Raw genomic sequence first — 15365 nt, 5'->3', positions numbered from 1 at the left:
ACTGGTATTTCGCTGAGGGTTTGGCCAGTATCACCCGGTGTGTCCCTGGTAAACGGTCTGTTTCCATGGGGCTATACGCGCCCTATCCTGGTTTTTGGGGAATTACATTCCCGTTGTTTAGACGACCAGTTCCGTTGCTGGCAAACCTCGCCTACACTCGGTCTCCATCGGCTGCTGTCGATTGACCGCCAGTGCACCACCCGCGGCCAGGCTTGTGCTCGAGTGTGAAATGGGGTTGTGAGACAAATGGATTCGCAGACCATCGCATTGATAAGAACGACGTTCAAGGCGGTTGCTGCGAATGAGTCGGGGCCCGAAAATCTGGCCCGCTCGTTCTACGCGATCTTGTTCACCGAGTACCCGCACATCCGTGACTTCTTCCCCGCGGCCCTGGAGGCCCAGCGCGACCGGCTGGTCAAGGCGATCGGCTACGTCGTCGACGAACTCGAAGATCCGGACAAGCTGCTGCCCTTTCTCGCGCAGCTCGGCCGCGATCACCGCAAGTACGGCGTTACCGCGGAACACTATGCGGCCGTGGGGAAATCGTTGACCGTCGCGCTGCGCGCCAATGCGGGTACCGAGCTGTGGACCGACGACGTCGATCGCGCCTGGGACGAGGCCGTCGAGCTGATCGCCGGAACCATGATGGCCGCCGCCGAGCAGGAGGACACGCCGCGGGTGTGGACCGGCACCGTGATCGAGCGCCGCGAGACGCTCAGCAATCTGGCCATCGTGCGGCTGCGGCTGGATCAGCCGATGCGGTACGCCGCCGGTCAGTACACGAGCGTGCAGATTCCCGCGCGCCCGCGGATGTGGCGGTACCTGTCCCCGGCTGTTCCCTCCAATGACAACGGGGAGATCGAGTTTCACATCCGCAGCGTCACCGGCGGCTGGGTCAGCCCGGCGATGATGCGCACCGCGGTCGGCGAACAGTGGCTGCTGGGCTCGCCGCTGGGCGGGCTCGGCGTCCCGCGCAACACCCGGCGCAAGATGCTGATGGTCGGCTGCGGCACCGGAATCGCCCCGCTGCGTGCACAACTCATGGCGATGGCGCAGCGGCGATCCAACCCGAGGGTGCATCTGTTCGTCGGCGGGCATCATCCCTGCGACCTGTACGACCTGGAGATGCTGAGTTCGCTGGCCGTGGCCAACAAGTGGCTGACCGTCACGCCCGTCACCGAGAGCAATGAAAACCCCTGGTGGTACTTCGATTCCGTGGAACCCTCGCGCGAGCTGCCGGGCCTGGACCCGCGCCGGGTCGGCCAGATCGGCAGGGTGGTGGCGAGCTACGGGCCCTGGGCGGACCGGGACGTGCAGATCGTCGGTTCGCCGTCGATGGTGCAGACCACCAAGTTCCGGCTGATGGCCGCGGGCACCCCGGGTGCCAGCATCCGGCACGACCCGTTGTTCTGAGGGGAGGATGTGTTCCGGCAGAGGTGATTCCGCCGTTCCCGCGAAGGTCCGGGACTGAGCGCGACCCATGAGCCGCGGTCGTCGCTCGTTCCCGGCCTTCGCCGGAATTACGGGTCGCTTCCCCCTATCCTGTACAACGGAGTCAGGGTGATCCCGGCCGAGCCTCGTACGACGGCCCGATACGTGTCGCGTCGAGCTGCTCCGCCAGGCCTCGCTCAGCGAAGCCCACTGTTCTGTCTGTAACTCCCCTCAGGCGGCGGTTTCGCCTCCTACGCCACCGGGACGCATACCGATGTGGGACCGGCTACTTAGGTATTCACGCTACTTCGAGACGGGACGAGGGAACCGTCCAGGAGGTGCGCTGGTCGTGGTGTGTTGTCTGTTGCTGGGGGGATTGATGCTCCTCGGGCCCGAGGTCCGGAACGTGTGGCGAACGGTCCGGGGCCGCAGTACGTCTCGTCCCGTTCGTGCGATGCTCGCCGAGGTCTGCGTCGCGCCGGAACTGGTTGTCTCCCGAGTCGCGGAGGCGTTATGAGCTCGGCGGTCGATACGAGCGCGGTGGTCGAGGGTAGCGCCGCGCCTCGCCTGCGAGGACCGCTGGTCTCGCGGTGGTGGACGCGCACCGTGTCCGTGGTTGTGGTGGTGTGGGTGGTCGCGGCGGTAGCCCCCGCCGCGCTGGGGCTCTCGATCCCCTGGCGTGCCTTCGGCGCCGGACTGATCGTCCCCGGTGCCGGGCTGCTGGTCGCGATGCCTTCGCCGCACGATCACTTCGGCGCGGCGATGATCGCCGGGCATGCCGTACTCATTGCCGTGGAGATCTGCCTGGCCGGATTGGCGCTGCGCGGCCATCGGACATTGGCGGCCGTGGGTGTTGTGGTCCTGTTGTCGCTGTTGGCCGTCGGTGTGTGGATCGCGCCCGCCGTTGTTGTCCTCGTCAGCCACGTCATGGCCTTCTTCGGGGTCCTGCTCGCCGCCGGCTGGGCGTACATGTTCCGGTCCATCGCGCGTTCGGACTATGTAACCCTGCCCGCGATCGTGGTCGTGTCCGCGGCGGTCGGCGCCGGGCTCGCCGGATACCACGGCGACATGGCCGGTGGTGACATGGCCGGCCCGCTGTCCTGGTTCGGCTGGGCCGCACTGCTGATCGCGCTCGGCGGCACCGCCGCGGGCATCATCCGCGAACTGGTCCGGCACAGGGCCGCCCAGCGCGTCGGCGCCGAGCGCGCACAGTTCCTCCGGGAACGGCAGACCCCGGCACGCACCAACCCGGTGCCGCTGCGCCAGCCGTCCGCCGCGCCGGTGGTGTCGGAGGCGACTCCGGATCAGCTCGCCCTGACCCGTCATCTCCTCAGCATTGCCATGCAGCCGCTGGAGGACTGGCACGGCTTCGACGACGAGGGCCCGGGGCCGCTGCAGCAGTACCGATACCAGCTCAACGCGCTGGGCTGGGCGCTGTCGATGTACAACTACGCGCACACCCCGGCGCTGACCGGGCCGCTGCACACCGCGCAGCGCAACCTGATCGACCGCATGCAGGACACCAAGGTCTGGGGCTACTGGTACTGGGAAAACCTGTTGGGCAACTGGGACATCCGGCGCCGCAGCGACCCGATCGACGTCCCGCAGAACATCATGTTCACCGGATACCTCAACCTGCAGCTCGGCATGTTCGAACAGGCCACCGGCGACCTGCGTTACCGCGACCCGGCCGCGCTCGAGTTCCGGTGGTCGCGGGATCACTCGGTCGCCTACGGCCGCGACGCGATCAACGACATCGTCCTGCGCAACTTCGGCGGTGAGCTGTGCCTGTGGCCGTGCGAGCCGGTCCCGGTCGGCCGCTCGCGCACCCGGGGGCTGGTCTTCCCCTACTGCAACGCGGTCAGCGCGGCCGGCCTGGCCATCTCGGACGCGCTGTACGGCACCGGGCACGCCGCCGAGCTCGCGCCGCGCCTACGCCATGCCCTCGAGACCGAATTCACCGCCGCGGACGGCGATATCGTCACCTTCCTCGTCTCCGGCCTGGGACTGACCGCCCGGGCCTTCCGCGGACCGACCACCACGGCGGGCATCTCGGCGTTCCTGGTCACGCTGCTACCCGAACTCGGTTGGCGCGCCTGGGAAATCCTGCGCCGGGACTGGCTGGAGACCGGCCGCTACCGCGAATCCGGTTCGGCCGGTACGGAATCCCCGACCGCCGAGGACTGGGGCTCGCGCTCGGCGACGAACGCGGAATCGCTGGCCGCGGCCATGTTGCTGGCCAACGAATTCGGCGAGCTGGACTGGCACGCGGAGTTGTGGCGCGCGGCGGTCGATCAGCTGGGCTTCGTCGAATCCGCGGACCGGCCCGGCGTCCGGGACTTCCGGGCCGCCTCGGTGCACGCCAACGGCATGCTCGGGCTGGGCGGGCTCGGACGCCCGTTCGCCTTCTCGGACATGATGTCCGCCCCGCGCCCCCGGTCCTGGGACGTGGGCCCGCGGATCGCCGAGGTGCCGCACCCCGACGTGATGGTCGCGCGGGCCGTCACCGACGGCACCGGCCTGGACGCGGTCCTGCGGCCGGGCCTGCAGCCCGGACGCTTCGGCCTCGTGCTGGACCGGCTGCAGCCCGGTCGGACCTATGTCGCGCACGGCGCCCACGAAACCTCGATTCGCGCCGACGATCACGGCACTGCCCGCATCGTCGTCGACCTGCACGACCGGACTGCGATCGAATTGAGGCCACTGTGACGGAGCGCAGCGAGGGAACCATGACACAGCCGGCCTCGGGCACGGTGGAGCCGAGCGCTGGCGAGGTGGAGCCGTGACCGAGCGCAGCGAGGGAACCATGACACAGCCGGCCTCGGGCACGGCGGAGCCGAGCGCTGGCGAGGTGGAGCCGTGACCGAGCGCAGCGAGGGAACCATGACACAGCCGGCCTCGGGCACGGCGGAGCCGAGCGCTAGCGAGGTGGAGCCGTGACCGATTCGCCGATCACCATGGCCGGCCCCCGGGTGGCGCTGTACTCGCCCGAGTTCGCCGCCGATCCGCACGCCAGCTATCGCCGGATGCGCGAAACCTACGGCCCGCTGGTGCCGGTGGAGCTGGCCCCGGGCGTGCCCGCGACGTTGGTCATCGGCTACCGGGCGGCGGTGCGCATCCTGCACGACCCCGATCACTTCCCGGCCGATGCGCGTCGGTGGCAGCAAAGCATTCCCGACGAGTGCCCGGTGAAGCCCTTGATGGAGTGGCGGCCCAACGCCATTCGCAGCGCCGGCGCCGAGCACGCGCGCTACCGCCGCGCCAATGTCGCCGCCATCGAGGCCGTGGACCTGCACGGGCTGCACGCCATTGTCGAGGACGTCGCCATCGGCCTGATCAACGGCTTCTGCCGGGACGGGTCGGCAGATCTCCTGGGCCAGTACGCGACTCCGCTGGCCTTCCAGGTCATCAACACCATGCTGGGGTGCACGCCGGACATCGGGCAGCGCGTCGCGATGGGAATCATGGCGATGTTCGAGGGCAACGACGCCGCCGCCGGCAACGCGATGCTGCTCGAGGCGCTGAGCGAGCTCGTCGCGTCCAAGCATCGCGCGCCCGGTCCGGACATCACCTCGCGCCTGATCCAGCATCCGGCCGGGCTCAGCGATCACGAGGTCATAGAACAGCTGGTCCCGCTCTTCGGCGCCGGAGTGGAACCGACGCTCAACCTCATCGCCAACACCCTGCTGGCCGCACTGGACGAGCAGGGATTCCTCGATGTCGTGGGCGGCAGCCTGCCGACCCGGGACGCCCTGGACCAGGTGCTGTTCACCGATCCGCCGATCGCGAACTTCTGCATGAGCTACCCGCGCCACCCGATCCTCATCGAGGACGTCTGGCTACCCGCGCATCAACCGGTGCTGATCAGCATCGCCGCCTGCAACAACGACCCGGCGATCAGCACCGGTGGCGACCACGCCGGCAACCGCTCCCATCTCGCCTGGGGCGCCGGGCCGCACGCCTGCCCCGCGCGGCAGGCCGCGTATCTCATCGCACAGGACGGTGTGGATCAGCTGCTGGACGCGCTCCCGGAGATCGAGTTGAGCATCGCCCCCGGCGATCTCACCTGGCGGCCCGGTCCCTTCCATCGTGCGCTGGCCTCGCTTCCGGTCGTCTTCCCGCCGTCACCGCCCTTCCGGCTGGGGGCGCACTCGGCGGGGTCCGCGTAACGCAGGTCAGCGGTGGCAATACCGCTCGAGTCGCGAGAAATCTTGCGGCGCTGCGGCTTCCAGCTGCCGACGCGAAGTACCGCGCCGATCCGCCGCGCCGGTGGCTATTGTCGTGACCATGTTGCCCAGGCCCCGCGACGAATTCGAGACCGCGGTATCAGCGGACGATTTCATCGGACGTGGACCGGAGTCGGACGCGCTCGTCGCCCTGCTGCTCCGCAACACTCGATTGGTCACCCTGATCGGCCCCGGGGGAATCGGGAAGACCCGCCTGGCCACCGAGGCCACCGAGCGGCTGCGCAATGCCCATGACACACCCGTGTATTGGGTGCGGCTGGCCCATCTGACCGCACACAGCGACGCCGACATCGTGGCGGAGGAGATCGTCCGATCGGTGGTGACCACCGACTGCTCGGGCGGTCCCGGGTGGCATGCCCTGATCGTCACGCTGGCCCGGACCTCCGGCGGCGGCTTGCGCCGGCGACCGCTGCTGGTGCTGGACAACTGCGAGCATTTGCTGCTGGGTGTCGGCCGGATCATCACGCGGCTGCTCGACACCATCCCCGAGCTGCGCATTCTGGCGACCAGCCGGGAGGCGATCGAGTGGGTCGACGAGCATCGGTTCGACGTGCCGCCCCTGCCCGCCGACCAGTCGCTGGAACTGTTCCGGCTACGCGCCGAGCTGACCGGTCACCCGGTCGTCAGCGCCGAACAGCTCGCGCTCGCGGCGCGGATCTGCCGGCAGATGAACCACCACCCGCTCTACATCCGCCTGGCGGCCGGTCGCCTCGTGCGGCAGCCGCTGGCGCTGATCGCCCGGCAGCTCGATGCCGATTCGGGCAGCGACCGCCGGTTGGACTGGATCCCCGGACCGGCGCTGGGCGCCGAGCACCGGCATCGCAGCATCAACGATGTCATCGGCTGGTCCTACCGCCTGTGCGGGGAGAAGGAGAAGCTGCTCTTCGATCGGATGGCGGTGTTCGCCACCGGTTACGACACGACGCCGGACAATGCGGTGGCCTTCGACGTCGGCGCCGATCTGGAGGCGATTCGCGCGGTGTGCGCCGACCCGATTCCGCTCGGCGGTCCGCAGGAGTCCGGCCCGGGCGCCGACCGAATCCGGCTCACCGCCGACGAGCTCGAGGTCGTGCTGGAGCGACTGGCGGACCAGTCGCTGGTCACCCGGCACATCGCGGCCACTACGGTGGCCTACTCGCTGACGGAGAATCTCCGGGTCTACGCGCAGCAACGATTGCACGAGCGGGACGAGACCACCGCGTGCGCCGAGCGGCACCGCAACCACTACCGGGACAGGGTGTTGCACGCCGCGGCGACCTACTTCGGTCCTGCCGAACGCGATCTGCTCGCCTGGGCGACGGCGGCCTGGAACAACATCGTCATCGCGATCGAGCGCAGCCTCGCCCCGGGCGGCGACGCCGTGTCCGGGCTGGAACTCTGTGCGGGCCTGTTGATCCTGCGGCTGCCGTTCTTCCGGGGGGCATTCCGGGAGATGCGACTGTGGACCGAACGCGCGCTCGAGGCAACCACCGCCGCCGACCCGCGCGCCGCCGAGCTGCGCGTGACGGCGCGGGCGCTGCTGGTGTGGATCCTGTTGTGCCAGGGGGAGACCCGAGATGCCGCACGGCTGCTCGACGAGTGCGTCCGGGAGTGCGTGCCGGAACCGGCCGGGGACTGGCGGGAGGCGGATCTCGAGCTTCCCGCTGCCGTCGACTTCGCCCGGGGCGTCGAACTTTTCGTCATCCGGAAGGATCCGGCCGCGATCGCGGTGCTCGAGCGCGCCCGTGCGAAGTTCGATCGGCTCGGGAACGTCTCGGGCGCGATTCCCAGTGCGCAGTTCGCGGCGCTCGCGGCCGCGCTGCTGGGACCGCCTGAACAGGCCCGTGAGCTCGCCCGGCAATATTTGGAACGCACTGCCGCCGTGGGTGTTTCGTGGACCCGGCACTGGGCCGAGCTGACCTGGTCGATCGTGCTCACCCGGCTCGATCGCGTGGACGAGGCCCTGGACCTGCAGTGTGCGGTGCTGGAGAACGTCGTGGCCACCCGGGAGCAGTGGGCGGCCCTGTGGGCCTTGCACTTCCGGGCCTGGGCGCTGGCGCGGATGATCGCGGCGAGCCGTGCGACCGCTCAGGCGGCCGGGCCGCGCAGCCTGACCGCGGCCGCCGAGATCGCCCTGATCGCCGGCGGCACCCGGACCCTGCGTGCCGTGCTGGGCGTCGACCTCACCCGGCTCGGAGCATTCTGCGACATCGCCGAGGAGGCGATCGAGGTGGCGCGCGACGTACTGGGCGCGGACGCCTTCGAGGCCACCGAAAGATACGGGGCGGCACTGCAACCGGAGGCTCAGGAGGTGCATCGGCTGGCTCTGGGCGCCGCGACGATCGATACCGCGCGGGTGCTGACGCGGGAACGGCGCACTGGGGGACGGGAGTGGTACGACCTCACCGGCGCCGAACGGGAAATCGCGAGGCTGGTCGCGGCCGGGTGCACCAATTCGGTCATTGCCGCCCGGCGCGGCACGTCCCGCCGGACGGTCGATGCGCAGATGAGCGCCATCCTGCAGAAGCTCCGGATCACCTCGCGCACCCGGATTGCCGACTTCATCCCCGGGGAGTAGGCGCCCCGCGTCTCACGCGCCTTCGTACCGAATGGATTCCGCCGGGGTGCCGGTCTGGATGAGGCGATCGACGGTGGCCCGCGTCATGCCGGGGGAGCCGCACACCAGCACCTGGTGGTTGGGCAGCGGGCCCATGTCGCCGACGACGTCGGCCAGCGTGCCCTCCAGCATCTCGTCGACGTCGAATCCCACATCGACGCGGCAGCTGTCGTACCAGGGATCCGGCCAGTCCGGATCGACCGAGCTCTCCACCACGGGAACCACCGTGAGCCAGGGCAATTCGCCGGTCAGCAGGTACAGCATGTCCGAGGCGTAGAGGTCGCGGGGGAAGCGCCCGCCGATGAACAGGTGGGTGCGCGGCGGCTCGGGGCGGCGCGAGATGTCCAGCAGCAGCGACCGCAGCGGGGCCAGCCCGGTCCCGCCCGCCAGCATCACCACATCGGTGGCGCCCTCGTCGACCGACAGCCAGCCCTCCGGCTCGGTGATCACCCATTCGTCGCCTGCCTGGGTGTCGGCGACCATCGTGCCGCTGCACCACCCGCCCGGGACGGCCCGCACGTGGAATTCCAGCTTGCCGTCCAGCGAGGGGGGCAGCGCGGGCGAGAGTCGCCGGCGCACGCCCGGATGCTGGGGGATCTGTACCTGCACCGACTGGCCCGCGGCGAAGGGTATGTACTCCCCGATCAGCCGGATCACCGCGAGGTCGTGCCGGAGGCGGTGATGGCCCACCACCGTCGCCAGCGATTCGGTGGGCCTGCCCAGGTGGATTTCGCCGGTCTCATCGGGCCCGAGGGTCATGCACCATCCCTAACGATCGAAAAGCCTTGTGCCGCACTACGAAATATAGAGCCGGATTACACCGGATCCGTGCTGATGGCCCATTCGGGCGTGCCGACCGCGAGCAGGGCGCGGGTGGTGTCGGCGATCATGCGCGACGACCCGGCGATCTGGATCTGGCGATCGGCCCACGAACCGAAGCTGGCCACCACCGCACCCAGGTTACCGATCAGCCTGCGGTGCATGCCGAACGGCGGATCGGCCGGCGGATGCGGGTGCCACCAGGGGTTGGAGGCGTTCTCGCACACCGGAACCACCGTCAACCACGGATTGCTCAGCGACAGCTGCCACATGTTGTCCACGTCGTACAGGTCGCACGGGTAGCGGCCGCCGATGAAGAAATGCACCCGCGGATTCTCCCCGCGCCGCCCCATCTCGATGAGCTGGGCGCGCAGCGGCGCGATGCCGGTGCCGGAGCCGATCATCAGCACGTCGCTGTCGCTGTCGCGGTCCACGTGCAGCGCGCCCAGCGGCCCGGCGATCTGCCAGACGTCCCCGACCTCGGTCTCGGTGACGATGGCGGGGCTGACCCAGCCGGTGCGGACCTTGCGCACATGAAATTCGATCTCGCCGTACGGATTCGTCGGAATCGACGGGGACAGGTACCGCCACATCCGGGGCCGCTGCGGAATCGACACCGGTACGTACTGCCCGGCCTGGTAGGGAATCGGGGTGTCGGACTGCAGCCGCACGATCGCCAGGTCGTCCAGGACGCGGCGGTGGCCGACCACCGTCGCCTCCCAGTACGGCCGCGAGGTGTCGGAATTCGCGCCGATCGCCATCGATGCGGAGATCAGGATGCTGATATCGCGCCAGCCCTCCTCCAGGCCGCGGGACCAGTCGCCCGCGTGGTGGTAGGTGCGCAGGGCCGCGAGCAGGGCACGCCCGGCGACGTCGTAGTGCGCCGCCTCCACCCCGTACTTGCGGTGATCGCGGGCGAGCTGCTCGAGGAAGTGCTGGGCGCGATCCCAGTCCTCGAGGTGGTCCAGCACGTACTGCACGGCGGTCAGTACCCGCTTGGCCTGCATCTCCATGGCGGGTGGGAAGAGTTCGCGCAGCCCGGGCTCCTCGGCGAACATATGCCCGTAGAACGCGCCGATCAGCCGTTCCGGGCCCGTCGGTGATTCGATGATCGACCGGAAATCGGCGCGGACCAGCGCAGCCGAACGCGCATCCACGACTCCAGCATCCCTTCTGCTCCAGACCTCTGCGGACCACCGGTTGCCGGGGCCTGCGATCCAGTATCCCCGATGAATCCGTGGTCGCACGGTTATCACCTGGTGATGAGGAGATGACGCTACCGCCGCGGTCGCGGTCGAATCCTCGCGGCGGGTGGGCGCGACGGGTTAGCGTGGGACAAGCGCGGCGTGAGCCGGAGAAAAATTTCAAACTTGAGCGGAACAGACTCAACTTCTACTGCGTTGAACAGATTGTGGGCGGCCGAGTGGGCCGCCCGCACAGCAGACGACAAGTAGGAAGGTGAATGTGGACTCGTTCAATCCCACCACCAAGACCCAGGCGGCCCTGACTGCCGCCCTGCAGGCCGCGTCGGCCGCGGGCAATCCGGAGATTCGTCCGGCGCACTTGCTGGTGGCGTTGCTGGATCAGACCGACGGCATCGCCGCCCCCTTGCTGAAGGCTGTCGCGGTCGACCCGGCAGCGGTGCGACGCGAGGCCCAGGACATCGTCGAGCGCCTGCCCCGGGCCACCGGCGCGACGACCACCCCGCAGCTGGGCCGCGAGGCCCTGGCCGCGATCACCGCCGCCCAGCAGCTGGCCACCGAGCTCGGTGACGAATACGTCTCCACCGAGCACCTCATGGTCGGCCTGGCCCGCGGCGATTCCGATGTCTCGCAACTGCTTCTGAAGTACGGCGCGACCGCGGACGCGCTGCGCGAGGCGTTCACCGCGGTGCGCGGCAACGCCCGCGTCACCTCCGCCGATCCGGAGGGCAGCTACCAGGCGCTGGAGAAGTACTCCACCGATCTGACCGCCGCCGCTCGCGACGGCAAGCTCGACCCTGTCATCGGGCGTGACACCGAGATTCGGCGGGTTGTACAAGTCCTGAGCCGCCGCACCAAGAACAACCCGGTGCTGATCGGCGAGCCCGGCGTGGGCAAGACCGCGATCGTCGAGGGCCTGGCCCAGCGCATCATCGCCGGCGACGTGCCGGAATCGTTGCGCGGCAAGCGATTGGTCTCGCTCGATCTGGGCGCGATGGTCGCGGGCGCGAAGTACCGCGGCGAGTTCGAGGAGCGGCTCAAGGCCGTGCTCGAGGAGATCAAGCAGAGCGCCGGGCAGATCATCACCTTCATCGACGAGTTGCACACCATCGTCGGCGCCGGGGCCACCGGCGAATCGGCCATGGACGCGGGCAACATGATCAAGCCCATGCTCGCCCGCGGCGAGCTGCGGCTGGTCGGCGCGACCACCCTCGACGAATACCGCCAGCACATCGAGAAGGATCCCGCCCTCGAGCGCCGGTTCCAGCAGGTGCTGGTCGGCGAGCCGTCGGTGGAGGACACCGTCGGGATCCTGCGCGGGCTCAAGGAGCGGTACGAGGTGCACCACGGCGTGCGCATCACCGACTCCGCGCTGGTCGCCGCGGCCACGCTGTCCGACCGCTACATCACCTCCCGGTTCCTGCCGGACAAGGCGATCGACCTGGTCGACGAGTCGGCCTCGCGCCTGCGCATGGAGATCGACTCGCGCCCCGTCGAAATCGACGAGGTCGAGCGCGCGGTGCGCCGGCTCGAGATCGAGGAGGTCGCGCTCGCCAAGGAGACCGACGAGGCCTCCAAGCAGCGCCTGGAGAAGTTGCGCTCCGAACTGGCCGACGATCGCGAGAAGCTCAACCAGCTGATGGCCCGCTGGCAGAACGAGAAGCAGGCCATCGACGGGGTGCGTGTCATCAAGGAGGAGCTCGAGACCCTTAAGGGCGAATCCGAGCGCGCCGAGCGCGACGGCGATCTGGGCAAGGCCGCCGAGCTGCGGTACGGCCGCATCCCCCAGCTGGAGAAGCAACTCGCCGAGGCCGAGCGGAAGGCGGGCACGGCCGCCGACGGCGAGGTGATGCTCAAGGAGGAGGTCGGCCCGGACGATATCGCCGAGGTGGTGTCGGCGTGGACCGGAATTCCGGTCGGGCGGATGCTCGAGGGCGAGACCCAGAAGCTGCTGCGCATGGAGGAGGAACTCGGCAGTCGCGTTGTCGGGCAGGCCGATCCGGTGCGCGCGGTGTCCGACGCGGTGCGGCGGGCGCGGGCGGGCGTGGCCGATCCGAACCGTCCCACCGGATCGTTCATGTTCGTCGGCCCGACCGGCGTCGGCAAGACCGAGCTGGCAAAGGCGTTGGCGGACTTCCTGTTCGACGACGAGCGCGCCATGATCCGCATCGACATGAGCGAGTACTCCGAGAAGCATTCGGTGGCCCGCCTGGTCGGTGCGCCGCCCGGATACGTCGGCTACGACCAGGGCGGTCAGCTGACCGAGGCGGTGCGGCGGCGGCCGTACACGGTGGTCCTCTTCGACGAGATCGAGAAGGCGCACCCGGATGTGTTCGACATCCTGCTGCAGGTGCTCGACGAGGGCCGTCTGACCGACAGCCAGGGCCGCACGGTCGATTTCCGCAACGCCATCCTCATCCTGACCTCCAACCTGGGTGCGGGCGGCGACAAGGACTTCGTGATGAGCGCGGTGCGCGCCGCGTTCAAGCCGGAGTTCCTCAACCGCCTCGACGACGTGGTCATGTTCCACGCCCTGAACGAGGAGGAGCTCGAGGAGATCGTCGACATCCAGCTGAACCAGCTGGGCAAGCGCCTCGCGCAGCGTCGGCTCAAGCTCGACGTGAGCGATTCTGCCCGCTTCTGGCTGGCCGTGCGCGGGTACGACCCCGCCTACGGCGCGCGCCCGTTGCGCCGGCTGATCCAGCAGTCGATCGGCGATTCGCTGGCCAAGGAGCTGCTGGCCGGTGAGGTCACCGACGGCGATGTGGTGAAGGTCAACGTCTCCCCGGACGGCGACGGGCTCATCGTCGGGCGATGAGAATCCCGGCGCGGATGCCCCGTGCCCGGCGGCACTGCCGCCGGGCATGCCGTGCATTCGTCGAGGTTCCCTCATCCGACCCGGATCTCGACCTACGCTGGTTGGTATGACGAATCCGAGTGATCCGTGGGGGCAGCGACCGGATTCGCCCGAGACGCCGACCGAGCACATCGGGGGGCGGGGGGCGGCCGAGGGCGCGCAGGCCGGGGAGCATTCGGAGGCGCCCCCGCCCCCTCCGGCCGAGTTCTATCCGTACAACGAACCGGTGCCCGGGCCGAACGCGACGCGGCAGCTGCCGCCCTATCAGAGTCAGTGGGGCGTCTACGACACTCCCGGCGCCTACGACACGCAGTGGGGCGGGCCGCCCGAGACGCAGTACGCGCAGGGCGGATCGGCCGGACCCACCGAGTACCACCCGACCGTGCAGTACGGCCCCGGGGACGGCCCGACCGCCGAATACGGCCCGGACGACGTCCCGACCGAATACGTTCCGGGCGCGGTTCCCGTATACGTTCCGGGCGCGGGGCCCGCCGGGCCGCGGGGGCGCAACCGGGCCGGAACATGGGTCCTGCTGAGCCTGGGCATCTTCGGGGTGGTCGTGCTCGGCGCGGCCGCGCTGGGTTTCTTCCTGGCCGGTCACGATTCGTCGTCCTCCTCGGCCCCGGACGCGCTCACCACCAGCCGACCGACGGCTCAGTTCCCGCTCTTCCCGCAGACCTCGGGCGGCGTCGCACCCTCGCGGCCGGGGCTGCCCGGCAGCGACAATCTCGGCGCCACGATGGGCACTGTCGCCACCAACGACGGTTCCACGCTGACCATCGACTCCCTCTCCGGCTCGACGATCACGGTGCACACCGATGCCAAGACCCAGGTCATCACGCTGGGCTCGGGCACCCTGGCCGATTTGCACGCCGGTGACATGGTCGTGGTGCAGGGCAACAAGAATCCGGACGGCACCATCCTGGCCAAGATGATCATCGGCACCGTGGTGCCCGCTTCGACCACGCAGGTGCCGTACCCGACGAGGTGATCGCGACACCATCGCACCGCTGACACGCCTGGCGGACACACCGTGTCGCGCGTGTGGCAACTAGACTTGGCGGCGATGACGGCAATCTGGTTCGCGCTCGCAGCGGTCGCACTCGTCGGTGCGATCGTGCTGTTGTATTTCGATCGGCTCCAGCGGCAGCGGACCGGTCACGTGCGGCAGGTCTGGGCGAAGGCCCAGGGCTATACCTACGTTTCGGTCGAGCCCGCGCTGGCAGCCACCTGGCGCCGTGGGGCGATGGCCAAGCTCGGGTACCTGTCCGCGGTCGATGTGGTCTCCGGCAATCGCAAGGGCGAGAAGTTCGTGCTGTTCGACCTGGAGGACGCCGCGACGCTGGTCGCGGTCCGCCGCCAGATCGGCTCGGACATCGACATCGACCTGCGCCTCAAGACCGCCGCCCCGCCCAAGGATGCCGATCTGGAGCTGCTCGGCGCGATCGGCGATCGGGTGGTGTTCGCGACCAACCCGGACATTGCGCGGCACGCCGTCGACCAGCGCATGGTGGCGTTCATCGAGACCCTGCCCAGCAGCGTCCAGCAGCTGTGGAGTGAGGGCAACTGGACCCTGGGCGTGCTGCCGGTGGGTATGTCGTCGCGGGACTGGGAGACCGCGGTCGATGCCGTGCTGCGGCTCTCGGGGCTGCTGCACGTGTTGCCGCCGGTGGCCGGTGGCACCGAGCGGGGCGTGCGTCCGGCGGAATCCGAGTCGCACGATCCGGGCCGTCCCCGGCCGCGTCCCCGCGACGACGACCACGACGATCTCCCGGCCGGCCACGGCTACGACGCCCCCACCCGCGACGATCGCGGGTACGAGGACGAGCGCGAACGCCCCTATCCGCCTTCGCGATTCGCGGAGTTCGACACCGAGCCCCCGGTGCCGCACCCCGACGACGAGGAGGACGACTACGCGCCGGTGGTCAAGGACATCGCCGGCGAATCGGAGCCGCCGCGCCGCCCCGCGCTGGCCGTCGTGCCCGATCCGCGCAGCCGGGTGCGCCGCAACTGGCCGCCCGCCCAGGAGTCCTGGCCGGAGGAGCAGGAGCAGGATTCGCATCGCGAGGCCGAGCCCGAGCAGGAGTGGCACGAGGAGGAGCCGGCCGATCAGCCGGGCGGTCCCTTCCATCCTGGGTTCCGCCCGTATCAGGGTCCCGCCTCCCGATGACCGCGTCCGCGACCGTGTCGATGTGGGGATGCACAGCGACGGC

At 69.4% G+C, this 15365-nt stretch carries 9 protein-coding genes; 7 read left to right on the top strand and 2 right to left on the bottom strand.

Translation table 11 applies throughout. From position 1 onward, the window contains the following. The first annotated feature begins 246 nt into the window (after positions 1–246). The 4 genes from KO481_RS32070 (at position 247) to KO481_RS32055 (ending at position 8235) form a co-directional block, all read left to right on the top strand. On the top strand, positions 247–1413 hold the full coding sequence (locus KO481_RS32070) for a globin domain-containing protein (protein ID WP_215922221.1): 1167 nt from the start codon (positions 247–249) through the stop codon (positions 1411–1413). A 531-nt stretch (positions 1414–1944) separates the two neighbouring features. Continuing rightward, positions 1945–4140: a linalool dehydratase/isomerase domain-containing protein gene (locus KO481_RS32065; protein WP_215922220.1), complete on the top strand. Its 2196-nt coding sequence runs from the start codon at positions 1945–1947 to the stop codon at positions 4138–4140. Positions 4141–4388: 248 nt separating this feature from the next. Next, a complete protein-coding gene (locus tag KO481_RS32060; protein ID WP_245401821.1) occupies positions 4389–5600 on the top strand; it encodes a cytochrome P450 family protein in 1212 nt (403 codons plus the stop codon). Between the two features lie 118 nt (positions 5601–5718). Continuing rightward, complete coding sequence (locus KO481_RS32055; protein ID WP_215922219.1) at positions 5719–8235, top strand: helix-turn-helix transcriptional regulator; 2517 nt, start codon at positions 5719–5721, stop codon at positions 8233–8235. Positions 8236–8247: 12 nt separating this feature from the next. Here the strand turns inward: KO481_RS32055 and KO481_RS32050 are convergent, their stop codons facing one another. Then, complete coding sequence (locus KO481_RS32050; protein WP_215922218.1) at positions 8248–9033, bottom strand: FAD-binding oxidoreductase; 786 nt, start codon at positions 9031–9033, stop codon at positions 8248–8250. 56 nt (positions 9034–9089) lie between these two features. After that, positions 9090–10250: a globin domain-containing protein gene (locus KO481_RS32045; protein WP_215922217.1), complete on the bottom strand. Its 1161-nt coding sequence runs from the start codon at positions 10248–10250 to the stop codon at positions 9090–9092. 307 nt (positions 10251–10557) lie between these two features. On the opposite strand from KO481_RS32045, the gene clpB reads away from it, so the two are divergent. The 3 genes from clpB (at position 10558) to KO481_RS44515 (ending at position 15322) form a co-directional block, all read left to right on the top strand. After that, positions 10558–13113 carry an ATP-dependent chaperone ClpB gene (gene clpB / locus KO481_RS32040; protein WP_215922216.1) on the top strand — a complete coding sequence of 852 codons (2556 nt, stop codon included), beginning with the start codon at positions 10558–10560 and terminating at the stop codon, positions 13111–13113. A 106-nt stretch (positions 13114–13219) separates the two neighbouring features. Continuing rightward, on the top strand, positions 13220–14143 hold the full coding sequence (locus tag KO481_RS32035; RefSeq protein ID WP_215922215.1) for a DUF5666 domain-containing protein: 924 nt from the start codon (positions 13220–13222) through the stop codon (positions 14141–14143). A 75-nt stretch (positions 14144–14218) separates the two neighbouring features. Further along, on the top strand, positions 14219–15322 hold the full coding sequence (locus KO481_RS44515) for a TtfA family protein (RefSeq protein WP_215922214.1): 1104 nt from the start codon (positions 14219–14221) through the stop codon (positions 15320–15322). The last annotated feature ends 43 nt before the right edge of the window (positions 15323–15365 follow it).

It is taken from the genome of Nocardia albiluteola (assembly GCF_018860155.1).
GTDB lineage: Bacteria > Actinomycetota > Actinomycetes > Mycobacteriales > Mycobacteriaceae > Nocardia > Nocardia albiluteola.
This window is presented reverse-complemented; position numbering and strand designations above follow the sequence as displayed.

What these genes read in the sequence shown, in the direction of transcription:
- KO481_RS32070 (WP_215922221.1), top strand. Translation starts at nt 247, where the DNA reads ATGGATTCGCAGACCATCGCATTGATAAGAACGACGTTCAAGGCGGTT.
- KO481_RS32065 (WP_215922220.1), top strand. Translation starts at nt 1,945, where the DNA reads ATGAGCTCGGCGGTCGATACGAGCGCGGTGGTCGAGGGTAGCGCCGCG.
- KO481_RS32060 (WP_245401821.1), top strand. Translation starts at nt 4,389, where the DNA reads ATGGCCGGCCCCCGGGTGGCGCTGTACTCGCCCGAGTTCGCCGCCGAT.
- KO481_RS32055 (WP_215922219.1), top strand. Translation starts at nt 5,719, where the DNA reads ATGTTGCCCAGGCCCCGCGACGAATTCGAGACCGCGGTATCAGCGGAC.
- KO481_RS32050 (WP_215922218.1), bottom strand. Translation starts at nt 9,033, where the DNA reads ATGACCCTCGGGCCCGATGAGACCGGCGAAATCCACCTGGGCAGGCCC.
- KO481_RS32035 (WP_215922215.1), top strand. Translation starts at nt 13,220, where the DNA reads ATGACGAATCCGAGTGATCCGTGGGGGCAGCGACCGGATTCGCCCGAG.
- KO481_RS44515 (WP_215922214.1), top strand. Translation starts at nt 14,219, where the DNA reads ATGACGGCAATCTGGTTCGCGCTCGCAGCGGTCGCACTCGTCGGTGCG.